The organism is Bradyrhizobium oligotrophicum S58 (genome assembly GCF_000344805.1).
In the GTDB taxonomy this organism is placed as follows: domain Bacteria; phylum Pseudomonadota; class Alphaproteobacteria; order Rhizobiales; family Xanthobacteraceae; genus Bradyrhizobium; species Bradyrhizobium oligotrophicum.
Genome location: NC_020453.1, coordinates 5,687,695 through 5,709,821, shown reverse-complemented (window position 1 = coordinate 5,709,821; position 22,127 = coordinate 5,687,695). Strand labels below are relative to the sequence as shown.

Here is a 22,127-nt window from a genome sequence, read left to right as displayed (position 1 = left end):
GCATGGCGGCCGCGCGATATGCGGGGCTGCCCTGCGTTGTCTGCCCGTCGCGCCGGTTTGTCGCACGCAACGAGGCTTGTGCCGGATGAGGCCATCACCCGGCATTATTCCCCGCGCCATCGTTTCGCTTCGAGGAGACCGACCAGCAAAGCTCGGGCGCGCATCGCGCCCGAGATGGCGCTGCCGTGTATTTCGCCTTCAGTTAGCCACGTTCAGCTGGCGTCAGGGCAGCGCGGCTGCCGCATTGTTGACGATCAGGTTGTCCGTATCGGCCGGTGCCAGCTCGCTGGTCGCGTCACCGCCGAGATATTTGTCGAGCGTCGCCTGGATCCGTTCCCGCGCCGTGTAAGGGCCCCGGTCGCTCATCCAGGTGTGCTGGAATTCGGTCTTGATGATGTCGATGCCGCTCTTCTTGCCGACCTGCGAAGGAAGCACGCCGGGATCGGTCTTGAACTGGGGATCGTCGGAACGGAAGGAGAGAATCTTCAGCTTGTCCCTGATCACGAACGGGACACGGAGATTGTCCAGCGTCACCACCTGGCTGACGATGTTCGGATGCTCCTTGGCGAAATACATCGCGGTGTCGCCGCCATTGGAATGGCCGACGAGTGTCAGGTGTGCGTAGTCGGCGTTCGGATGCCGCTTCTTCATCTCGTTCAGCACGCAAAGGATGTTGGCCTCGCCCTTCTTGTAGACGCCGAGCCGGCCGACATAGGGCTGGCCGACATCGGTGACGAGCGGCGGGTCGGTCGGCAGATCCTGCTGGACGCTGGCAACCAGATAGCCGCGGGCGGCAAACACGTTCGCCAGGAACGAGTACTCGGTGTTCTTCACCGTGTTGCCGTTGCTGATGATGGCGACCGGCAGCCGCCACAGCCCGGCATTGGCCTTCATCTCGTAGTCCTGGCGCACTGCGACGTCGACCGTGATCGGCCGCTGCCGCTCGGCATCGAAGAACTCTCGGCTCTCGTGCTGGATACCCCATTTGGCCATCGCAAAGTAGCCGGCTACAGCCAGGGCAGACACACAGGCCAAAACCGTCACACCGCGCTTCATGGCATCCTTCCCTGTCAACTCTCATCGCTATGTGATGATGGACAACGCCGAGGTCACGGGGGCGTGGCACCGTCAGGCACATTAAATTTCCGAAATCTGGGCATAAAGCGCCGGAACCTTTCGCAAGGAAGCGAAAGGACGGTCCGGCTCACCTCCGCTCGGGCGGGGTCAGAAGGCGGTATAGCCGCCGTCGATGACGAAGCAATCGGCGGTATGGTAGGACGAGGCCTTGCTCATCAGATACACCGCGATGCCGCCGAAATCCGACGGCTCGCCGAACCGGCGCACCGGAATCCGCGGCATGACGTTGGCGACGAACTTGTCGTTGGCCATGATGCCAGCCGTCATGTCGCTCTTGATCCAGCCGGGCAGGATCGCATTCGCGGTCACGCCGTGGCGTGCGAGCTCGACGGCAAGCGCGCGGCACAGCGCGTTCAGCGCAGCCTTGGTTGCCGCATAGTGCTCGTTGCGGGCGGTGCCGAACAGCGAGGCGAGGCTGGACGTGGCAACCAGCCGGCCGAACGGGTCGCCGGCTTCCGCGCGCGCCGTCATGTGCCGCGCGGCGGCCTGGAAGGCGTGGAACACGCCGTCGAGATTGGTCGCGAACATCGTGCGCCATTCCTCCTCGCTGCGCTCGATGAAGGGCTTGCGGCCGCCGCCGCCGATGCCGGCATTGGCGAAGCAGCCGTCGACGCGGCCGAAGGTGTCGAGCGTCGCCTTCATCGCCTCGGCGACGGAGGCGACGCTGGTCACGTCGCAAACCCGCGTGTCGACCTTGCCTGGGCCTGAGGCCATCGACGCCGCGGCGGCCTTGTTCTTCTCGGCGTTGCGGCCCCAGATCGAGACATTGCAGCCACTGGACGCAAGTGCCTGGGCGATACCGAGGCCTATGCCTCCATTGCCGCCGGTGACGACGGCCACACGGCCGGTGAGATCGAACATGGTCATGGGTGCTCTCTTGGGCGTTTCCGCGATGATGTGAGCGCGCTGTGCGCGGCTTGCGTTTATTTGGATGATGCAACCATGGACAAGCGAAGCGCAAAAATCAAATATGCCGCACGAACCGGGCTGTGCTTCGTATTTCCGCCGCGAAGAATGCAGCCATCGAAAAGCTCTTGAGAGGAAACCATGCAGTTCAAGCACGTCACGCTCGATTTCGACGGGCCCGTCGCCATCCTCACGCTCGACCACCAGGAGGTGATGAACGCGGTCTCCATCGACATGCTCGGCGGACTCGCCGAGGCGCTCGACGAGATCGAGGAGCGGAAAGCGGAGGTGCGCTGCCTGGTCGTGACCGGTGCCGGGCGTGCGTTCTGCACCGGCGCCAATCTGCAGGGTCGCAATGCGCAGGCCAAGCCGGGCCGCAGCAATGCCGGCGCCGCGCTCGAGACCGCCTTTCATCCGTTCCTGCGCCGTCTGCGCAATCTGCATTGCCCGATCGTGACATCGGTGAATGGCCCCGCCGCCGGCGCCGGCATGAGCTTCGCGCTGATGGGCGACATGATCCTGTGCGCCAAATCCGCATACTTCCTGCAGGCCTTCCGCCGCATCGGCCTGGTGCCGGATTGCGGCTCGACCTGGCTGCTGCCGCGCCTCGTCGGCAAGGCGCGCGCGATCGAGCTGTCGCTGCTCGGCGAGAAGCTGCCGGCCGAGACGGCGCTGCAATGGGGGCTCGTCAATCGCGTCTATGACGATGCGGCTCTGAAAGAGGAGACGATGAAGCTCGCGCACGATCTCGCCAATGGTCCGACGGTGGCGCTGGCGCAGATCCGCAAGCTGTATTGGGACAGTCCGGAGAATTCGTTCGAGGAGCAGTTGAACGAGGAATTCCAGTCACAGCGCATCGCCGGCAGCGCTGCCGATTTCAAGGAAGGTGTCACCGCGTTCCTCGAGAAGCGGCCGGCCAAGTTCAAGGGCCAATGATCGAGGCCGAACTGTCCCGCTGCGTCGCCGCTTTCATGCCGGGAGCGACCGGCGTGAGCGGTGCCGCAAAACTCTCCGGCGGCGCCAGCCAGGAGACGTGGCGCTTCGACATTGTCCACCCCGAGGGCGATATCGGCGCGATCCTGCGCCGCTCGCCCAGGGGGTACGGGGCCGCGCCCGGACGCGCCGCCGGCCTCGACAACGAGGCGGTCTTGATGCGGCTCGCCTATGCGGCCGGCGTGCCGTCGCCCGAGGTGCTTTGCGTGCTGCGGCCTGCGGACGATCTCGGCACCGGCTTCATCATGCGCCGCGTCGAGGGCGAGACCATCGCCCGCAAGATCTTGCGCGATGTCGACTATGCGGAAGCGCGTCCGCGCCTCGCGCGGCAACTCGGCGGCATCGCGGCGCGCATTCACGGCATCGCGCGGGATGCGCTGCCGGACTTGCGCGAGATGAACGCGACGACGGAGATCGCTGAGATCGCGCGCGAGTATCGCAGCTTCGATTGGCCGCGGCCGGTATTCGATTTGGCGCTGCGCTGGCTGTCTCAGAACGATCCGGGACCTTCGGCCGAGGTGACGCTGGTACATGGCGATTTCCGCAACGGCAATCTGATCATCGGTCCCGACGGCGTGCGCGCCGTGCTCGACTGGGAGCTCGCCCATCTCGGCGATCCCATGGAGGATCTCGGCTGGATCTGCGTCAACTCCTGGCGCTTCGGCGAGATCGACAAGCCTGTCGGCGGCTTCGGCTCGCGCGAAGAGCTGTTCGGCGGCTACGAAGCTGCGGGACGCAAGGTCGATGCTGTCAGGGTGAAATTCTGGGAAGTCATGGGCACCTTGCGCTGGGGCGTGATGTGCTGCGGCATGATGCAGCGTTTTCGTATTGGTCCTGATCATTCGATGGAGCGCGCGATGATCGGCCGCCGCGCGTCGGAGACCGAGATCGATCTGCTGCGGCTGCTTGCGCCGCGAGGAGAAGGCTGATGCAGGATGAACCGACACCGACTGAGCTGGTGCAGGCGGTCGCCGACTTCCTGCGCAACGACATCGCGCCGTTGATCTCGGGCCATCAGGCCTTCAAGCTGCGGGTCGGCATCAACGCGCTCGACCTCGTCGTACGGCAGCTGATGCAGGCCTCGGCGGCGGAGGCTGTGGAGCTTGCGCGGCTGAAGGAGTTGCTGGGAAAGCACGGCACATTGCTCGATCTCAACCGAGCCCTTGCCGAGCAGATCGCGAGCGGCACCGTCGATCTCGCGACGCCGGGCGTCAGGGAGCACCTCTGGCAGACCACCCTCGACAAGCTCGCAGTCGATCAGCCGAACTACGCGTCCTACAAGCGCGAGGCGGGGAGGGGCCGGGATGACGCCTAGCACTCCGCCGTCATTGCGAGGAGCGTCAGCGACGAAACAATCCAGACTGTCCCCGCGGTGGAAGTCTGGATTGCTTCCGCCTACGCGCTACGAGCTTCGGCGGACACGTCGCTCCGCTCGCAATGACGGCGGAGAGAGCGGGGCAGGCGTATTTACGACCTCAGCCGTCATTCCGGGGCGCGACGCAGTCGCGAGCCCGGAATCCATACTCCCGATCGTGGCTATGGATTCCGGGCCTGCGCCTGGCGGCGCATCCCGGAATGACGAACTTGCCTGGCGCTCAACGCCCCAGCCAATTCGGCGGCCGCTTCTCGGAGAACGCCTTCGGCCCCTCGATGTAATCCTGCGAATGGATCATCGCCTGCACTGCCGGATAGTCGCGCTGCTCGGTGATGGCCTGCTCCAGCGACACCGCAAGACCCTTCTCGATCGCCTGCTTGGAAGCGCGGATCGACATCGGCGAGTTCCTGGCGATGGTCTCGGCCCAGCGCTCCGCCGCCGCCAGCGCCTCGCCCTGCGGCACCACCTCGTTGACGAAGCCGAGCTCATGACCCTCGCGCGCGCCGACATGGCGTCCGGTCAGGATCATGCCCATCGCCCGCTTCATGCCGATCTGGCGCGGCAGACGCTGCAGCCCGCCGGCGAGTGCGGCGAGGCCGACGCGCGGCTCGGGCAAAGCGAAGGTCGCATTCTCCGAGGCGATGATCAGATCGCAGGCCAGCGCGATCTCGAAGCCGCCGCCCATGGCGACGCCGTTGACGGCTGCGATGATCGGCTTGTCGCAGTCGAAGCGCGAGGTGAGGCCGGCGAAACCGCTTCTGCCCCAGCCGCGCTTGCCGCCGGCCGCCTGCCATTTCAGATCGTTGCCGGCGCAGAACGCCTTGTCGCCCTCGCCGGTGACGATCGCGACCCATTGTTCGGGATCGGCGGCGAAGCCGTCGAACACCGCCTCGAGTTCGTAATGCGCGTCGGTGTGCAGCGCGTTGTAGACTTCGGGACGCGCCAGCGTGACGATCGTCACCGGGCCCTTGCGCGCCACTCTCGAGAATTTCAGCTCCATCGGCCGTTCCTTCTGATTGCTGATGATTGGCGGGCCTGTGTGAGCTTAGCGCCTGCACGGACCTTGCGCCCATCCAAATACGCAACTGCGCTGCGCGTCACAAGCACGCGGTGGGCGCAGGCGGAAACAGCGCCGGCCAAAACAAAGAACAACAACGAAACGCACAGGGAGACACGCCATGGACTTTTCCTTGCCGAGGGAGCTCGTCGCCTATCTCGACGAATTGGACCGCTTCATCGAAGCCGAGATCGAGCCGCTGGAGGAGGCCGACGACAACATCCGCTTCTTCGATCATCGCCGCGAATGGGCACGGACCGATTTCGAGAATGGCGGGCTGCCGCGGCATGACTGGGAAGTTCTGCTGCGCAAGGCCAAGGACCGCGCCGACGCCGCCGGCCATCTGCGTTTCGCCATTCCCAAGCGCTATGGCGGCAAGGACGGCTCCAATCTGTGGATGGCCGTGATCCGCGAGCATTTTGCGTCGAAGGGCCTCGGCCTGCACAACGACCTGCAGAACGAGCACTCGATCGTCGGCAATCTGCCGATCGTGACCATGCTCGACCGCTACGGCCGCGACGACCAGAAGGCGATGATCGACGGCTCGATCACCGGCAAGTACCGCATCACCTTCGGCCTGACCGAGCCGCATCACGGCTCGGACGCGACGCATATGGAAACCAGGGCCGAGCCCGCGACCCGCGACAACGTCAAGGGCTGGCTGATCAATGGCGAGAAGATGTGGACCACCGGCATGCATGTCGCCACCCACTGCGCGCTGTTCGCGCGCACGTCCGGCAATGACGGCGACGCGCGCGGCATCACCTGCTTCCTGGTGCCGGCGAAGACCGACGGCGTCAAAGTCGAGGAATATCTCTGGACCTTCAACATGCCGACAGACCATCCGCGCGTCAGCTTCACCGACGTGTTCGTACCGGAGGATGCGCTGTTCGGCGAGGTCGGGCGCGGGCTGTCGCTGGCGCAATGCTTCGTGCACGAGAACCGCATCCGGCAGGCGGCAAGCTCGCTCGGTGCGGCCGTGTTCTGCATCAACGAGAGTGTGAAGTATGCGCGCGAGCGCAAGCCGTTCGGCAAGGCGCTGGCCGAGAACCAGGCCATCCAGTGGCCGCTGGTGGAGCTGGCCACGCAAGCCGAGATGCTCCGGCTCCTGATCCGCAAGACGGCGTGGGAGATGGATCAGCTGACGCAGGCGCAGGTGGAGCACACGCTGTCGGACAAGGTCTCGATGTGCAACTACTGGGCTAACCGGCTGTGCTGCGAGGCGGCCGACCGCGCCATCCAGGTCCATGGCGGCATGGGCTATTCGCGCCACAAGCCGTTCGAGCACATCTACCGCCATCACCGCCGCTATCGCATCACCGAAGGCAGCGAGGAGATCCAGATGCGCAAGGTGGCGGGCTTCCTGTTCGGGTATATGGGGGCGAACAAGAGGTGAGGGAGTCTTGACTGGCGCATCGTCATCGCGAGCTTCGCTCGCAACGACGAGGAGAGTGCGTAGGGTGGGCAAAGGCGCGCATACGCCGCCGCTTTTATGCCGTGTTCTCGCGCGCGCCGTGCCCACCATGGGCTTGCGAGGATTCCGAGAGACGGTGGGCACGCGCCGCCGGGGGCGGCGCTTTGCCCACCCTACGAACGGATCGCGTGGCAACGCGGTGCTCATCGATAGGCGTCATCACGAGCGCAAGGCATGCGCGGCCTCGAGCGAGCGGCAGATAGTGCTGCGTCCACTCAATTCACCTGCCGGTCCTTGCCCGCCCAATACGGGTCGCGCAGATTCCGCCGCAGGATCTTGCCGGAGGGATTGCGCGGCAAAGCGTCGAGGAAGTCGACGCTCTTCGGCGTCTTGAAGCCGGCGATGCGGGTGCGGGTGAAGTTGATGATGTCGGTCTCGGTCGCGCGCTTGCCGGGCTTCATCACGACGATCGCCTTGACCGCCTCGCCCCATTTGTCGTCGGGAATACCGATCACGGCGGCCTCGGCGACATCCGGGTGGTCGCAGAGCGCGCTCTCGACTTCGGCCGGATAGATGTTCTCGCCGCCGGAGATGATCATGTCCTTGATGCGGTCGTGGATGTAGACGTAGCCGTCCTCATCCATGTAGCCGGCGTCACCAGTGCGCAGCCAGCCGTCCTTGCCGAGCGTGCGCGCGGTCGCCTCCGGCAGATTCCAGTAGCCGGTCATGTTGGAGCCGGAGCGGGTGGCGATTTCGCCGACCTGACGCGGCGGCAGCGGCCTGCCGTCGACATCAATGATCGCGACCTCGATCCCCGGCAGCGGCTTGCCGGCCGAGCGCATCCGCTCCAGCCCCTCGATATGATCCTCGGGCGGCAACGCGATGATGGTGCCGGTGGTCTCGGTCATGCCGTACATCTGCACGAAGCCGCATTTGAAGACGTCGATGCATTCCTTCAGCAGCGCGGCCGGGATCGGCGATGCGCCGTAGAGCATGTATTTCAGCCGCGAGAAATCGACCTGCCGCGCCCGCGGCTGGCGCACGACGAACTGCATCGCGGCGGGCACCATGAACAGCTTGGTGATCCCGGACTGCTCGAAGAAGTCGAGGATCTTCGTCGGGTCGAACTCGCGTGCGACGACACCGCGGGCGCCGTGATAGAGGCTCATCAGGCCCCAGCCGGAGCCGCCGATGTGGAAGATCGGCATCGCAATCAACGAGACGTCGTCGGTCGACCATTTGTTCCAGTCCGGCTTCTCATCCGGATTGCCGGTGTTGACGAGGTTCAGGAAGTTCGCGTGCGACAGCATCGCGCCCTTCGGCTTGCCCGTCGTGCCGGAGGTGTAGAGCTGCAGCGCGATGTCCTGCGGCGTGATCGCCACGCCGGGATCGTCCGCGCTCTGCGCGTCGCGCCAGGCGGTGTAGTCCTGCCACTCCGGCGCGCCGCCCTCGGTCGTGATGATGTGCCGCACGCTCGGCAGCTGGTCGCGGATGTCACGGATCATCGTGATGAACTCGGGCCCGACGAACAGCGCGGGAGCCCTGCAGTCCTCGACGATGAAGGCGACCTCGGGACCGGCGAGCCGCCAGTTGACCGGCGCCATCACCACATTGGCCTTCATGGCGCCAACCAGGAGCTCGAAATAGCTGTCGCTGTTCTTGCCAAAATAGGCGATGCGCTCATGCGGCTTGAGGCCAAGCGCTCTAAGCGCGTTCGCAACCTGGTCGGTCTTGCGGTCGAACTCTGCGAAGCTGGTGACACGCCCTTCGAACTCATAGGCGGTGGCGGAGCCCAGCGTTTGCGCTCTGTCGCGCACGACGTCGACGAGCGTCGACGCGGCCGTCGAGACGGACATGTTTCCCCTCCGATGTATCTTTTTCTTCGTTTTCTGTCTTGTCTTCCTGGCTCCGGATCGCGCCGGAGCGAGGATCGTTCGATCAGTCTACAGGGCGCGCGTCGCCGATCAACAGGGCGCTTGCGTCATCAGCTCGTGCGCGTCGCGCGGTCCTTCTCGTTCTGTGCCTTGATCGATTCCTTGGCCTTGGTCCAGTCGTCGTCGCTCCAGTCGCGCAGCTGATAGAAGTTGCCGCCCATCGCCAGCGCCTGCGCGCCGTCCATCGCGATGGTCTCGCCGTTGATCCAGTTGCAGCCGCCGGAGATCAGGAATACCGCCAAGTTCTGCAATTCCTCCATGGTGCCGACGCGGCCCATCGGGTTCATCGCCTTGGTGCGCGCGCCGGCCTCGTCACCGGGCTTGATGCGCTTGCTCATGCCTTCGGTCGGAATCTCGCCGGGTGCGATGGTGTTGAGGCGGATGCCGTAGCGGCCCCATTCGGTCGCGAGCGACATCGTCATCGCGTGAATGGCCGACTTGCTCATCGCCGATGGCACGACATAGGGCGAGCCGTTGCGCACCCAGGTCACCGTGATCGACACGACGTTGCCCGGCTGCTTCGCAGCGATCCAGCGTTTGCCGACCGCCTGCGTCACGTAGAACGTGCCGTGCATGACGATGTTGGCGACGGCGTCGAAGCCGCGCGGGCTCAATTCCTCAGTGCGGGAAATGAAGTTGCCGGCGGCATTGTTGATGAGGTCGGTCAGGCCGCCTTCCTGGAAAATAGCCTCGATCATTTCCTCCACGGCCATGGCGTTGCGAATGTCGACGCCGTGGCTGGTCACGCGCCCGCCAAAGAGGTCCATCAGCTCGGTCGCGGTCTCGTCGCAGACGATTTTCCGCCGGCCGCAAATATGCACTTCCGCGCCGAGCTGGAGAAAGCGTCCGGCCATCGACTTGCCAAGTCCGGTGCCGCCGCCCGTCACCAGAATGCGCCGACCTTCGAGGAGATTGTCCTTGAACATGGGAGTTTCCGCCTGACATGTTGTGAGTTAATTGGTCGATTGACTAAATCGCTCGAACAGCCTTCTGTAAAGTCACAAAGACATCCGAGAGGACAACCGCATCATGGAAAACCGGGTCGCGATCGAGATTACCGGCGGCGTCGCTGACGTCCGTCTGGTCCGCGCCGACAAGATGAATGCGCTCGACATCGGCATGTTCGAGGCGCTGGTCGGGGCCACCGAACGGCTCTCGAAGGAGAAGGGCCTGCGGGCGGTGGTGCTGTCCGGAGAGGGCCGCGCCTTCTGCGCCGGGCTCGACATGGGCCGCTTCGCGGCGATGAAGGAAACGGGGGGCAACGGCATCGCGGGAGGTGAGAAGCGCGACCTCACCATTCGCACCCACGGCCAGGCCAATTTCGCGCAGCAGGCGGTGTGGGGCTGGCGCCAGCTGCCTGTGCCGGTGATTGCTGCGGTGCATGGCGTGGCCTATGGCGGCGGTTTCCAGCTCGCGCTCGGCGCCGACATGCGCTACGTCGCGCCGGATACCAAGATGTCGATCATGGAGATCAAATGGGGCCTCGTGCCGGACATGGCGGGCACGCCGATCCTGGCCAGCCTTATGCGTGACGACATCTTGCGTGAGCTGACTTACACCGGTCGCGTGTTCTCGCCGGAGGAGGGGCAGGCCTACGGCCTTGTCACGCGCATCTGCGCCGATCCGCGCGCGGCCGCGCTGGAGACGGCGCGTGAGATCGCGGGTAAGAACCCGGATGCGATCCGCGCCGCCAAGCGGATGCTGAACAATCTCTCCGTCGATCCCGGCCCGGCGCTGCTTGCCGAATCGGTCGAGCAGCAGAAGCTGATCGGCAGCCCCAACCAGCTCGAATCGGTGCGCGCCAACATCGAGAAGCGCGCGCCGAAGTTTGCTGATTAGCGCCGTCATTCCGGGATGCTCCGAAGGAGCAGACCCGGAATCTCGAGATTCTCTGGTGCGCAAGTGCGCACCTGAGTTCGATGCTCCGCATCGCCCCGGAATGACAACGACACTCGAACCGACGCCAGATCGGACAAGGCAATAAGAATGGAAACGTCCTCCCTGTTCTGCGGCATCATCTCCGGCGATCGCCGCCGCACTCATGCCGACATCGCCGATCATGCCGCGCGGATCGCCAGTGGCCTCGCGCAACTCGGCGTGCGCCAGGGCGATTGCGTCTGCATGCTGATGCGCAACGACATCGCCTTCATCGAGGCGGCCTATGGCGCGATGCGGCTCGGCGCCTATGGCGTGCCGGTCAATTGGCACTTCAAGCCGGAGGAGATCGACTACATCCTCAAGGATTCTGCGACGCGTGTGCTGATCGGCCACGCCGATCTGTTGCACCAGCTTCGTGGACTCATCCCATCTGGTGTTACCGTGATCAGCGTCCCGACGCCGCCGGAGATCTTGTCCAACTACAGGATCGACGCCGAGCTGCTCGCAACGCCCGACTTTGCCATCGCGTTGGACGGCTGGCTTGCTCGGCAGAGCCCCTACACCGGGCCGCAGGTGCCGCAACCGCAGAACATGATCTACACGTCGGGGACGACCGGTCATCCCAAGGGTGTCCGCCGCGCCGCGCCGACGATCGAGCAAGCGACATCGGCCGAGCGCATGCGGGCGCTGATCTATGGCCTGAAGCCGGGGGCGCGCGCGCTGCTGCCGGGGCCGCTGTACCATTCGGCGCCGAATGCCTTCGGCCTGCGCGCAGGCCGCCTCGGCGGCGCGCTGGTGCTCATGCCGCGCTTCGAGCCGGAGGAGTTTCTCCGCATCATCCAGGCCGAGCGGATCGATACCATCTTCATGGTGCCGACGATGTTCATCCGGTTGATGAAGCTGCCGGACGAGGTCCGCCGCCGCTACGACGTCTCGTCGCTGCGCCACGTCATCCATGCCGCCGCGCCGTGTCCGGCCGACGTCAAGCGCGCGATGATCGAATGGTGGGGGCCCGTGATCTACGAGTTCTACGGTTCGACCGAATCGGGCGCCGTGACCTTCGCGACCTCCGAGGATGCGCTGAACAAGCCCGGCACCGTCGGCAAGGTCTCGCCGGGGGCCGAGCTGCGCTTTCTCGGCGAGGACGGCCGCATCCTGCCGCAGGGTGAGATCGGCGAGATCTATTCGCGCATCGCCGCCAATCCGGATTTCACCTATCACAACAAGCCGGAGAAGCGGGCCGAGATCGACCGCGACGGCTTCATCACCTCGGGCGACGTCGGCTACATCGATCCCGATGGCTACGTCTTTCTGTGCGACCGCAAGCGCGACATGGTGATTTCGGGCGGCGTCAACATCTATCCGGCCGAGATCGAGGCCGTGCTGCACGCCGTGCCCGGCGTCCACGATTGCGCCGTGTTCGGCATTCCCAATGCCGAGTTCGGCGAAGCCCTGATGGCGGTGGTCGAGCCGCAGTCCGGTGTCATGCTCGACACCAGCGAGATCAAGATCCGGCTGAGGGCGTCGCTGGCCGATTACAAGGTGCCCAAGCACATCGAAATCCACGACAAATTGCCGCGCGAGGATTCCGGCAAGATCTTCAAGCGGCGGTTGCGCGATCCCTATTGGGAGAATGCCGGCCGGAAGATTTGATCGAGCGGTGCCGCTCGGCGACCAAAAGAGCCGGGGACCGCATCGAATGAGGCAAGCGACGCCTCTTTCTTGATCTTGCGCTGCGGTACAGATACGGCAGACTGACCCGTAAATAGGCAGCTGCTGGAGAGCGCATCCATGTCGCCGCAAATCATGCCATCCGAGGATACACGACCCAATCGCGCTGCTGAAGCGCAGGCGATGGAGGAGGATGCGAGGCTCCGGGATGACATCCGGCTGCTCGGCCGAATCCTCGGCGACACCGTCCGCGACCAGGAGGGCGCCGATGTGTTCGACCTCGTCGAGCGCATCCGCCAGACCTCGGTGCGTTTCCATCGCGACGAAGATCGCCAGGCGCGGCATGAGCTGGAGCACATCCTCGACGGCATGACGACCGCGGAGACAGTCCGCATCGTCCGCGCCTTCAGCTATTTTTCGCACCTCGCCAACATCGCCGAGGACCAGAACAACATCCGCCGCATGCGCGCCAAGAGCGACGCCAATGGCGGCGCCGGCATGCTGGCCTCGACGCTGGCCCACGCCAAGTCGGCGGGATTCGAGGCGGCCGACCTGCGCAAGTTCTTCTCCACCGCGCTGGTCAGTCCCGTCCTCACCGCGCATCCGACCGAGGTGCGGCGCAAGAGCACGATGGACCGCGAGATGGAGGTCGCGATGCTGCTCGACCGCCGCGAGCGGATGCAGCTCACGCCGGACGAGCGCGAGGCCAATGACGAGGCGCTGCGCCGCGCCGTGCTGACCCTGTGGCAGACCAACCTGCTGCGCCGGACCAAGCTGACCGTGCTCGACGAGGTCACCAACGGCCTGTCGTTCTACGACTACACGTTCCTGCGCGAGGTGCCTCGGCTGCTGTGCGCGCTGGAGGACCGCCTGAACGACGGCGCCGAGGTTGCGGGTGACCTCGCCTCCTTCCTGCGCATGGGCAGCTGGATCGGCGGCGACCGCGACGGCAATCCGTTCGTCACCGCCGAGGTGATGCGTGGAACGCTCAAGCTGCAATCCAGCCTCGCGCTGCATTACTACCTCGAAGAGCTGCATCTGCTCGGCGGCGAATTGTCCATGGCGGCCCATCTCGCCGACGTGTCGGAAGAACTGCGCGCGCTGGCCGAACGCTCGCCCGACACTTCGCCGCATCGTATCGGGGAGCCGTATCGTCTGGCCGTGTCCGGCATCTATGCCCGGCTGGCGGCGACTGCGAAGAAGCTCGGCATCCAGATCAGCCGCCTGCCGGTGGGGGCGGTCGCGCCCTATGACAGCGTCAAGGAGTTCCAGGACGATCTCGACGTGCTGCATCGCTCGCTGATCGCCAACAATGCCGAGGTGATCGCGCGCGGGCGGCTGCGGCTGCTGCGGCGCGCCATTGATTGTTTCGGCTTTCACCTGGCGCGGCTCGACATCCGGCAGAACTCGGCCGTGCACGAGCGCACGGTCGCCGAGCTGATCGATACGGCGATGCCCGGAATGTCCTATCTCGCGCTCAGCGAGGATGCGCGGGTCGGCCTGCTCGTCAGCGAGCTGCGCAACACGCGGCCGCTGGTGTCGCAATTCATCAAGTACAGCGACGAGACGGTCGGTGAGCTCGCGCTGTTCCGCGCCGCCGCCGACGCGCACGCCACCTTCGGCGCCGACGTGATTTCCCAATGCATCATCTCGATGTGCAAGGGCATGTCCGACATGCTCGAGGTCGCGCTGCTCCTGAAGGAGGTCGGACTGATCGATCCCTCCGGCCGCTGCGGCGTCAACATCGTGCCGCTGTTCGAGACCATCGAGGATCTGCAGGCCTCCAGCGGCATCATGGACCGGATGCTGGCGCTGCACGATTATCGCCGCCTGGTCGACAGCCGCGGTGCCGTGCAGGAGGTCATGCTCGGCTACTCCGACAGCAACAAGGACGGTGGCTTCGTCACCTCGGGCTGGGAGCTCTACAAGGCCGAGATCGGGCTGGTCGACATCTTCGAGCGCCATGGCGTGCGGCTGCGTCTGTTCCACGGCCGCGGCGGCTCGGTCGGCCGCGGCGGCGGCCCGAGCTACGACGCCATCATCGCCCAGCCCGGCGGCGCCGTGAACGGCCAGATCCGCATCACCGAGCAGGGCGAGATCATCTCCAGCAAATATTCCAACGCGGAGGTCGGGCGCAACAACCTGGATATTCTTGCTGCGGCGACCTTGGAAGCGAGCCTGCTGCATCCGCGCCAGCCGGCGCCGAAGCGCGAATACCTCACCGCGATGGACCGGCTCTCCGAGCTCGCTTTCAAGGCCTATCGCGGCCTGGTCTACGAGACCGATGGCTTCGTCGAGTATTTCTGGTCCTCCACCGTCATCAACGAGATCGCCACGCTCAACATCGGCAGCCGTCCGGCGTCGCGCAAGAAGACCCGTGCGATCGAGGATCTGCGCGCCATTCCCTGGGTGTTCTCCTGGGCGCAGTGCCGGCTGATGCTGCCGGGCTGGTACGGCTTCGGCAGCGCGGTGGAAAGTTGGATCGCGGAAAATCCGGAGCAGGGCATGCCGTTCCTGCGCGAGCTGTATCGCGAATGGCCGTTCTTCCGCATGCTGCTGTCGAACATGGACATGGTGCTGGCCAAGAGCTCGATCGCCATCGCCTCGCGCTATGCCGAGCTGGTGCCGGATGAAGCGTTGCGGGAAAAGATTTTCGGCCGTATCCGCCGCGAATGGAATCTGGTGATCGAGACGCTGCTCGACATCATGGGCCAGGAGCGATTGCTGCAGGGCAACCCGCTGCTGGAGCGCTCGGTGCGCAACCGCTTTCCCTATCTCGATCCGCTCAACCATGTGCAGGTCGAGCTTCTGAAGGAGCATCGCGCGCAGAACCCGGACGAGCAGGTTTTGCGCGGGATTCAGCTGACGATCAACGGCATCTCGGCGGGGCTGAGGAATACGGGGTAGTCTCGGACCGCGGCCACAAACTCCCTGTCGTCCCGGCGAACGCCCGGATCCATACCCCCAGGGAGCGGTTTGAGGCGCGCTGGTCATTGGCTTTTTGCTCATCACGACCGCCGCGGAGTATGGATCCCGGATCGGCGCCCGCCAACGCTGCGCGTCGTCGGGCTTGTCCGGGACGACGCGTGGAAAGAGACTGCTTCATATCTCGAACAGCAGGTCAGGCAGCAAGGCGCATGCACTGACGGTCTCGCGGCACATCATGCCCGAGCTTTGCGATCAGTTCGTCCCTCACGAGAGTGCAAGGGCGCGGGGAATGCCGGGTGAAGGCCTCACCCATGGCCCGCCTGCAGAAAAGAAAGCAGGCGGCAGTCACCACAGGTTCAGCCGATCACCGGCATTCCCCGCGCGATGTCTTCACGCTTATACGCGATCTCCCCGGTGTGCCGGCTCGTAGACACCGTCGCCCGTGCGATGCACTGGGCATCACCACGGACTTGACGCCTGCATCGGGGCGCCAGGACCACGCGATTTCACGTCCGCAACAAGGCCGTTCGTCCGCGCATCCCTTCGGACACGCTGCGACTCCATCGCGGCCATCGCATCCCCGCCTCGCGTGTCGTGACGATCGCGCGCTACGCCCCTTGCATGAGGCGGGATGGCGAGAGGTAATCATGATTTCCGAAAAAGCGCAATAGTTTTCTTTTTATCGGACGATGGCCATTCCCGCGGCGTCACCACCATCGTCGTTCCGGCTCAAGGCCGCGACGACAGCCGAGTTCTTGGCGGGACCGTGCCTGACCAATGGTGTCGTCCCCGCGAACGCGGGGACCCATACGCCGTGGCTTCTCGATAGGGCAGAGCGTCTGAGACCTTCTGCGACAACGACGGCCGGTGGTTATGGGTCCCCGCGTTCGCGGGGACGACTCGTGGTGAGAGTGCCGGTTCAAACTAGCAGATATGCGCGCCCTGCGTTTCGACATAGACCGCATAGAGTGACTGGCTCGCGGTCATGAACAGGCGATTGCGCTTCTTGCCGCCGAAGCAGACATTGGCGCAGATCTCCGGAAGCTTGATCTGGCCGATGCGCTGGCCGTCCGGCGCGAAGATGTGGACGCCGTCATAGCCTTCGCCGACCCAGCCGGCCCCGACCCAGATGTTGCCGTCGGTGTCGACCCGCAGCCCGTCCGGAAAGCCCGACTTGCCGTCCAGCGTCATGTCGATGAAGACCTTGCCGTTGGAGAGCTTGTCGCCGTTGATGTCGTACTGCCAGATCACGTTCTTGGCGTTCGGATAATGCGTGATGCCGGTGTCGCAGACATAGAGCTTCTTGTAGTCCTGGCTGAAGGCGATGCCGTTCGGCTTGAACGGCTCGTCGGCGACCTTGGTGACGGCGCCGGATTGTGCATCCACCCGGTACACCGCTTCCTTCTGAAACGGCTGGTTCGAGCCGTTGTGCGCGTTCTGGCCTTCATAGAGGTTGATCGAGCCGTAGCCGGGATCGGTGAACCAAATCGACTTGTCGCTGGGGTTGACGACCATGTCGTTGGGGCCGTTGAGCGGCTTGTCGTTGGCCTTCTCGGCGAGAACCGTCACCGTTCCATTGTGCTCGAAGCGGACCAGGCGGGTGCGCTCGGCCGTGATCTGCCGCCCCTCATAGTCGAAGGTGTTGCCGTTGGATTCGTTCGACGGCTTGCGGAACTGCTGCGAGATATGGCCGTCGTCGTCGAGATAGCGCAGCTGCCGGTTGTTCGGGATGTCGCTCCAGACGAGGTACTGGCCTTGTGTGTTCCACGCCGGCCCCTCGGCCCACAGGCAGCCGGTGAACAGGCGCTTGATCGTGGTGTTGCCGACCTTGGCCTTGAAGCGCTTCTCGTCGATCACGACGATGTCGGGATCGGGATAGCGCTGTGGTTCCGCATGCGGACCGTAATCGCGCGCAAGCGCGGGCGAGACGGCCGCCGCCGCGGCGGCAAAGCCTGCGACGCCTTTGAGGAGCGTGCGCCGGTCGAAGCCGTCAGCTCCGACCGGCGAATCCTGCGCCGTATTCTGCCGTGAATTCGTCATGTGTGTCCTCCCAGTTTCTTGTTGGGAGGCGAGCATACGACGAAATCGTGGCTTTCAGCGGGTTGTTCAAATAAAAAACAACTTGAGATGGTGTGCGCTGCAAGCTGATTTTTCGCGCTGCAAATCTCAGATCGGATCCCAGCCGAACACATCGGCCGAGCGATCGAGCTTGTAGAACGACGGTTTGAGCGCCGGCATCGCATGTTCGGCGATCGTCTGCGGTGTCCAGCCTTCGCCGCGGTGCACCGAACGCAGCGGCCGTGACTGGCCCATCAGGAAGATCTCGTTCATGCGCACCGCGAAGATCTGGCCCGTGACATCTTTCGAGGCATCGCTCAGCAGATAGGCGACGACGGGCGCGATCTTCTCCGGTCCCATCCGCTTCATCCGCTCGACACGTTCCTTCTCGGCTTCGGTCTCGGCGGGAATGGTGCCGATCATGCGACTCCAGGCGAAAGGCGAGACGCAGTTGGAACGGACATTGAAGCGGCCCATGTCGAGGGCGATCGACTTCGACAGCCCGACGATGCCGAGTTTGGCCGCGGCGTAGTTGGCTTGGCCATAATTGCCGATCAGGCCCGAGGTCGAGGTGAAGTGCACGAAAGCGCCGCTCTCCTGCTCGCGGAACAGCCGTGCGGCGGAGTGGGCCACGTAGAACGAGCCCATCAAATGGACCTTGATGACCTGCTCGAACGCGTCGATGCTCATCTTGTGGAAGATCATGTCGCGCAGGATGCCGGCATTGTTGACCACGCCGTCGAGCTTGCCGAAATGGTCGGTCGCGGCCTTCACGATCTTGCTGGCGGGGATCGCCTCGGACACGCTCTCGAAATTCGCGACCGCGGTGCCGCCGCGTTTCTTGATCTCCTCGACGACCTCCTCGGCCGGCGCAGCGCTGGTGCCGGAGCCGTCGGAGGCGACGCCGGGATCATTGACGACGACCTTGGCGCCTTCGGCGGCGCACAGCAGCGCGATCTCACGGCCGATGCCGCGGCCGGCGCCGGTGACGATGATGACTTTGTCCTGAAGCGATTTGGTCATGATGGGTTCCTTGGCTTGATGTGTGACCCTACCTCGTCCCGCCGGCGACGGAGAGGCTCGAATGTTTATCGGACAGTCGGGGCCTCACGGTTCGAGACGCGCCAAGAGGCGCTTCTCACCATGAGGGTTGACATCTCTCGGCCAAATCCGCCCTCGTCCTGAGGAGCCCGCCGCAGGCGGGCGTCTCGAAGGACGTTGGAGGCCCCGCTGCCGCTCCAAACGATCGTCAGTTGCGGTAACTGCGCCCGCAAGGGCAGGGAGATGAGATCGCCACGAAGATGACGAGCGTCGTTACCTCTCGTTCGTAAAAATGATCGTCCCTGACGCTGCGAACATGCCGCCGACGCCGTGGCAGACCGAGATCTTCGCATTCGGCACCTGTGCCGGCGCGATGCCGCGCATCTGGCGCACGCTCTCCTGCAGCGCATACATGCCGTACATGCCCGAATGCATGTAGGACAGGCCGCCGCCATTGGTGTTGAGCGGCAGCTTGCCGCCCGGCCGCGTGTGGCCGGCCGCAATGAACGGGCCGGTCTCCTCATGCGGCATGAAGCCGAGATCGCCGAGCCCGAACAGCGGCAGGTGCGCAAATGCGTCGTAGATCATGAGATGGTCGACATCGGCGTGCGTGATGCCGGCCTCCTTGAAGGCGAGCGGACCCGCGACCTTGAAGGCACGCGACGAATCGAACGTCTCCATCTGGCTGACCATCGGCGTCTCCACGCTCTCGCCGGTGCCGAGAATGTACACCGGCTTTTGCGGAAAATCCTTGGCGCGGTCGGCCGAGGTCATGATCAGCGCGCCGCCGCCATCGGTGACGAGGCAGCATTGCAAGAGGCGGAACGGGTAGGCGATCATGCGCGAGTTCAGCACGTCGTCGACCGTGATCGGGTCCTTCATCATCGCGCGCGGATTCTTCGCCGCCCATTCCCGCTGCACCACCGCCACCATGGCGAGCTGCTCATGAGTGATGCCGTAGGTCTTCATGTAGCGCAGCACGGGAATGGGAAACATGCTCGGCGGCCCGAACACGCCGAACGGCGCCTCGAACTGGCCCTGCAGGCTGTCAGGCGGAATCGAGCGCGGCTGCTTGCCGATCATCGACTTGCCGCTCTCGGCATGCGTGATCAGCACGGTCTTGCACAGGCCGGCCTCGATGGCTGCCGCCGCGTGCCGCACATGGAGCATGAAGGAGCAGCCGCCGACCGAGGTGCCGTCGACCCAGGTCGGAGTGATGCCGAGATAATGGCACATCTGCTGCGGCGTCTCGACCGCAGTGGCGAAGCCGTCGATGTCGGACAGCTTCAGACCGGCATCGGCGATCGCGTTGAGCGCAGCATCCGCATGCAGCTGGATCTGCGACATGCTCGGGATGATGCCGAGCTCGGTGGTCTCGGCCGCGCCGACGACGGCAACCTGGTTTCTGCGCATCGCCTCAGCCTTTCGCCGGCCGGAACAGGGGCAGGGTGATCTGTTCGTCGAGCGGCTCGAACGTCACTTCGAGCGCCATGTCGAGCTGCAGCGCCTCAGGCGTCTGCGCGCAGCCGGTGATGTTGCTCATCATGCGCGGGCCTTCTTCGAGCGCAACGACGGCGATCGCGTAAGGCGGCGTGAAGCCCGGGGCGGCGGGACGATGATTGATGACGTAGCTGTAGAGCGTGCCTTTGCCCGTAGCCTTGAAGACGCTGACTTCGCGGCTGGCGCAGGACGGGCAGAACGGGCGCGGCGGAAAATAGACATGCGCGCAGGCGTCGCAGCGCTGCAGAAGCAGCTCACCGGCTCTGGTGCCGTCCCAGAAATGCTGTGTCTCGGGTGTCGGCTTGGGACGTGCGCGCATTGCCTCGGCCATCCGGATTGTCCTCCCCTGGCAGGCTCCGTCGCCCGCTCGTTTGTCGGATGTGATGCGCCATTTGACGCAGACGCGTCAACGGTCCATCACGTCACGCATGCGGCCCTCCGGCGTGCGCAGAGGTGCCCAAGAGCAGAGGTGGCAAGATCAGCAGGCAGGCCGCAATTGCCGCCCGACGAAAATTGGTCTTTGATGCGTATCGCATGATCGGAGCCGAGATGAAGCTGCGTGATATCGCCCATTCCAGGACCGGCGACAAAGGCGATACGTCGAACATCTCGGTCATCGCCTACGATCCGAAGCACTATCCGCTGTTGCTCGCACAGGTGACGGCGGAGCGGGTCAAGGCGCACTTCGCCGGCATTGTCCAGGGCGAGGTGGTCCGCTATGAGCTGCCCAACATTGCGGCGCTGAATTTCGTGATGAGCCGGGCGCTCGGCGGCGGGGTCACCCGCTCGCTGGCGCTGGATGCGCACGGCAAATCGCTGAGCTCGGCGCTGCTCGATCTGGACATCGCGGCCGATGCCGCCGACCACACCCGATAGGACGCCATGACCGCTTCAAATCCGACCCTTGCCGCGCTGGCCGACGATCTCGCCGCCGGCCGCATCACCTCGCGCAAACTGGTCGAGGACTGTCTGGCCCGGATCGCCGATCCGGCCGGAGAAGGCCAGCGCGCCTTCATCCACGTCGACAAGGAGGCGGCGCTGGCGGCTGCCGACGGCATGGACGCGCTGCGCAAGGCCAATGCGGCGCCGTCGCCTTTCGCCGGCATTCCGGTCTCGGTCAAGGATCTGTTCGACATCAAGGGTCAGGTGACCCGGGCCGGCTCGCGCGCCCTGGAGGATTCGGCGCCGGCGGACGCCGATGCGCCGGTCGTGGCGCGGCTGCGACGGGCGGGTTTCGTCGTGATCGGCCGCACCAACATGACGGAGTTCGCCTATTCCGGCATCGGCATCAATCCGCATTACGGCACGCCGAAGAGCGCGTGGAAGCGCGACATCGGCCATGTCCCCGGCGGCTCGTCCTCGGGCGCTGCCGTCTCGGTGGTGGACCGCATGGCCTATGGCGCGCTCGGCACCGACACCGGCGGCTCCTGCCGCATCCCGGCCGCCTTCAACGGCATCGTCGGCTACAAGCCGACGCAGGCCCGCGTGCCGCTCGACGGCGGCGTGCCGCTGTCGACCACGCTCGACAGTTTTGGTCCGCTCGCCAATACGGTCGCGTGCTGCGCGGTGCTCGATTCCGTGCTGGCCGACGAGCCGATCCGGCCGCTGGCGCGGAGGCCGGTCAAGGGCCTGCGGCTCGCGGTGCCCACCACCGTCGTGCTCGACGAGCTCGATGCCGAGGTGGCCGAGACCTTCGAGCGCGCGCTGGACACCCTGGCGCGGCAGGGCGCGCTGATCGAGCGGATCGCATTCCCTGAGTTTCTCGATGTCGGCATCATCGGCATGAAGGGCGGCTTTGCCGCCGCCGAGAGCTATGCCTGGCACCGCTTCCTGCTTGCCAGCAAGGGCGATGTCTACGATCCGCGCGTCTCGGTGCGCATCGCGCGCGGCGAGGCGATCACCGTGCCCGACTACATCGAGATGCTGAACGGCCGCCGTTCGCTGGTGACACGCGCCGCCGCGCGGATCGCGCCCTACGATGCGCTGGTGATGCCGACCACGGCGAACGCGGCGCCTGTCATCGCCGACCTCGCCGACGACCAGGTCTTCGCCCGCGAGAATATCCGGAGCTTACGCAACTGCACCTTCATCAACATGATCGACGGCTGCGCGATCTCGCTGCCGGCGCATCGCCATGGCGAGGTGCCGGTCGGCCTGATGCTGGCGCAGTCCGGCGGCAACGACCGCAAGCTGCTGGAGATCGCGGCCGGGGTCGAGGGCGTGGTGCGGGGCTGA

18 protein-coding genes are annotated in these 22,127 nt (G+C 64.9%); 9 read left to right on the top strand and 9 right to left on the bottom strand.

The features are described from left to right. Positions 1-222: 222 nt before the first annotated feature. Together S58_RS24705 and S58_RS24700 are read right to left on the bottom strand one after the other, a co-directional pair. Positions 223-1,056 (bottom strand): alpha/beta hydrolase family protein, encoded by an 834-nt coding sequence (locus S58_RS24705; RefSeq protein ID WP_015668111.1) that lies wholly within the window; start codon positions 1,054-1,056, stop codon positions 223-225. Positions 1,057-1,224: 168 nt separating this feature from the next. Beyond that, entirely contained in the window at positions 1,225-2,004 is a 780-nt protein-coding gene (locus S58_RS24700) for an SDR family NAD(P)-dependent oxidoreductase (RefSeq protein WP_015668110.1), read from the bottom strand. Between the two features lie 180 nt (positions 2,005-2,184). On the opposite strand from S58_RS24700, the gene S58_RS24695 reads away from it, so the two are divergent. Genes S58_RS24695 through S58_RS24685 form a run of 3 tightly spaced genes read left to right on the top strand, consistent with a single transcriptional unit; the run spans position 2,185 to position 4,351 of the window. Continuing rightward, a complete protein-coding gene (locus S58_RS24695; protein ID WP_015668109.1) occupies positions 2,185-2,979 on the top strand; it encodes an enoyl-CoA hydratase/isomerase in 795 nt (264 codons plus the stop codon). Next, entirely contained in the window at positions 2,976-3,965 is a 990-nt protein-coding gene (locus tag S58_RS24690) for a phosphotransferase family protein (RefSeq protein WP_015668108.1), read from the top strand. Before S58_RS24695 ends, S58_RS24690 begins: the two co-directional genes overlap by 4 nt. Beyond that, positions 3,965-4,351, top strand: a complete 387-nt coding sequence (locus S58_RS24685) for a DUF6285 domain-containing protein (RefSeq protein ID WP_015668107.1) — start codon at positions 3,965-3,967, stop codon at positions 4,349-4,351. The genes S58_RS24690 and S58_RS24685 overlap by 1 nt, the downstream gene beginning before the upstream one ends. Before the next feature lie 280 nt (positions 4,352-4,631). Here the strand turns inward: S58_RS24685 and S58_RS24680 are convergent, their stop codons facing one another. Further along, positions 4,632-5,411: an enoyl-CoA hydratase-related protein gene (locus S58_RS24680; protein WP_015668106.1), complete on the bottom strand. Its 780-nt coding sequence runs from the start codon at positions 5,409-5,411 to the stop codon at positions 4,632-4,634. Between the two features lie 178 nt (positions 5,412-5,589). On the opposite strand from S58_RS24680, the gene S58_RS24675 reads away from it, so the two are divergent. Then, on the top strand, positions 5,590-6,864 hold the full coding sequence (locus S58_RS24675; RefSeq protein ID WP_015668105.1) for an acyl-CoA dehydrogenase family protein: 1,275 nt from the start codon (positions 5,590-5,592) through the stop codon (positions 6,862-6,864). A 293-nt stretch (positions 6,865-7,157) separates the two neighbouring features. On the opposite strand, the gene S58_RS24670 is transcribed toward S58_RS24675, so the two are convergent. Together S58_RS24670 and S58_RS24665 are read right to left on the bottom strand one after the other, a co-directional pair. Further along, entirely contained in the window at positions 7,158-8,738 is a 1,581-nt protein-coding gene (locus S58_RS24670; RefSeq protein WP_015668104.1) for a fatty acid--CoA ligase, read from the bottom strand. A 128-nt stretch (positions 8,739-8,866) separates the two neighbouring features. Continuing rightward, on the bottom strand, positions 8,867-9,742 hold the full coding sequence (locus S58_RS24665) for an SDR family oxidoreductase (protein ID WP_015668103.1): 876 nt from the start codon (positions 9,740-9,742) through the stop codon (positions 8,867-8,869). A 103-nt stretch (positions 9,743-9,845) separates the two neighbouring features. Between S58_RS24665 and S58_RS24660 the strand changes: the two genes are divergently transcribed. The 3 genes from S58_RS24660 (at position 9,846) to ppc (ending at position 15,272) form a co-directional block, all read left to right on the top strand. Then, positions 9,846-10,655 carry a crotonase/enoyl-CoA hydratase family protein gene (locus S58_RS24660; protein ID WP_015668102.1) on the top strand — a complete coding sequence of 270 codons (810 nt, stop codon included), beginning with the start codon at positions 9,846-9,848 and terminating at the stop codon, positions 10,653-10,655. A gap of 147 nt (positions 10,656-10,802) precedes the next feature. Further along, the gene (locus tag S58_RS24655; RefSeq protein ID WP_015668101.1) at positions 10,803-12,347 is read left to right on the top strand and encodes an acyl-CoA synthetase; all 1,545 of its coding nucleotides are present in this window, start codon (positions 10,803-10,805) and stop codon (positions 12,345-12,347) included. A gap of 138 nt (positions 12,348-12,485) precedes the next feature. Further along, positions 12,486-15,272, top strand: coding sequence for a phosphoenolpyruvate carboxylase (gene ppc / locus S58_RS24650; RefSeq protein WP_015668100.1), 2,787 nt, complete (start codon positions 12,486-12,488; stop codon positions 15,270-15,272). Between the two features lie 945 nt (positions 15,273-16,217). Here the strand turns inward: ppc and S58_RS24645 are convergent. The 4 genes from S58_RS24645 to S58_RS24630 form a co-directional block, all read right to left on the bottom strand. Further along, positions 16,218-17,333: an SMP-30/gluconolactonase/LRE family protein gene (locus tag S58_RS24645; protein WP_015668099.1), complete on the bottom strand. Its 1,116-nt coding sequence runs from the start codon at positions 17,331-17,333 to the stop codon at positions 16,218-16,220. Between the two features lie 126 nt (positions 17,334-17,459). After that, entirely contained in the window at positions 17,460-18,374 is a 915-nt protein-coding gene (locus tag S58_RS24640; RefSeq protein ID WP_015668098.1) for an SDR family oxidoreductase, read from the bottom strand. A gap of 291 nt (positions 18,375-18,665) precedes the next feature. After that, complete coding sequence (locus S58_RS24635) at positions 18,666-19,805, bottom strand: thiolase C-terminal domain-containing protein (RefSeq protein ID WP_015668097.1); 1,140 nt, start codon at positions 19,803-19,805, stop codon at positions 18,666-18,668. A gap of 4 nt (positions 19,806-19,809) precedes the next feature. Further along, positions 19,810-20,223: a Zn-ribbon domain-containing OB-fold protein gene (locus S58_RS24630; protein ID WP_015668096.1), complete on the bottom strand. Its 414-nt coding sequence runs from the start codon at positions 20,221-20,223 to the stop codon at positions 19,810-19,812. A gap of 218 nt (positions 20,224-20,441) precedes the next feature. Here S58_RS24630 and S58_RS24625 point away from each other — a divergent pair, with 218 nt between their 5' ends. Further along, a complete protein-coding gene (locus S58_RS24625; protein WP_015668095.1) occupies positions 20,442-20,768 on the top strand; it encodes an AtuA-related protein in 327 nt (108 codons plus the stop codon). Between the two features lie 6 nt (positions 20,769-20,774). Beyond that, positions 20,775-22,127: an amidase gene (locus S58_RS24620; protein WP_015668094.1), complete on the top strand. Its 1,353-nt coding sequence runs from the start codon at positions 20,775-20,777 to the stop codon at positions 22,125-22,127.

Bases quoted from the DNA above. Each gene is read 5' to 3' on its own strand.
- S58_RS24705 (WP_015668111.1), bottom strand. From the start codon at position 1,056: ATGAAGCGCGGTGTGACGGTTTTGGCCTGTGTGTCTGCCCTGGCTGTA.
- S58_RS24630 (WP_015668096.1), bottom strand. From the start codon at position 20,223: ATGGCCGAGGCAATGCGCGCACGTCCCAAGCCGACACCCGAGACACAG.
- S58_RS24655 (WP_015668101.1), top strand. From the start codon at position 10,803: ATGGAAACGTCCTCCCTGTTCTGCGGCATCATCTCCGGCGATCGCCGC.
- S58_RS24665 (WP_015668103.1), bottom strand. From the start codon at position 9,742: ATGTTCAAGGACAATCTCCTCGAAGGTCGGCGCATTCTGGTGACGGGC.
- S58_RS24660 (WP_015668102.1), top strand. From the start codon at position 9,846: ATGGAAAACCGGGTCGCGATCGAGATTACCGGCGGCGTCGCTGACGTC.
- S58_RS24680 (WP_015668106.1), bottom strand. From the start codon at position 5,411: ATGGAGCTGAAATTCTCGAGAGTGGCGCGCAAGGGCCCGGTGACGATC.
- ppc (WP_015668100.1), top strand. From the start codon at position 12,486: ATGTCGCCGCAAATCATGCCATCCGAGGATACACGACCCAATCGCGCT.
- S58_RS24695 (WP_015668109.1), top strand. From the start codon at position 2,185: ATGCAGTTCAAGCACGTCACGCTCGATTTCGACGGGCCCGTCGCCATC.
- S58_RS24675 (WP_015668105.1), top strand. From the start codon at position 5,590: ATGGACTTTTCCTTGCCGAGGGAGCTCGTCGCCTATCTCGACGAATTG.
- S58_RS24620 (WP_015668094.1), top strand. From the start codon at position 20,775: ATGACCGCTTCAAATCCGACCCTTGCCGCGCTGGCCGACGATCTCGCC.
- S58_RS24640 (WP_015668098.1), bottom strand. From the start codon at position 18,374: ATGACCAAATCGCTTCAGGACAAAGTCATCATCGTCACCGGCGCCGGC.
- S58_RS24670 (WP_015668104.1), bottom strand. From the start codon at position 8,738: ATGTCCGTCTCGACGGCCGCGTCGACGCTCGTCGACGTCGTGCGCGAC.
- S58_RS24700 (WP_015668110.1), bottom strand. From the start codon at position 2,004: ATGACCATGTTCGATCTCACCGGCCGTGTGGCCGTCGTCACCGGCGGC.
- S58_RS24625 (WP_015668095.1), top strand. From the start codon at position 20,442: ATGAAGCTGCGTGATATCGCCCATTCCAGGACCGGCGACAAAGGCGAT.
- S58_RS24685 (WP_015668107.1), top strand. From the start codon at position 3,965: ATGCAGGATGAACCGACACCGACTGAGCTGGTGCAGGCGGTCGCCGAC.
- S58_RS24645 (WP_015668099.1), bottom strand. From the start codon at position 17,333: ATGACGAATTCACGGCAGAATACGGCGCAGGATTCGCCGGTCGGAGCT.
- S58_RS24690 (WP_015668108.1), top strand. From the start codon at position 2,976: ATGATCGAGGCCGAACTGTCCCGCTGCGTCGCCGCTTTCATGCCGGGA.
- S58_RS24635 (WP_015668097.1), bottom strand. From the start codon at position 19,805: ATGCGCAGAAACCAGGTTGCCGTCGTCGGCGCGGCCGAGACCACCGAG.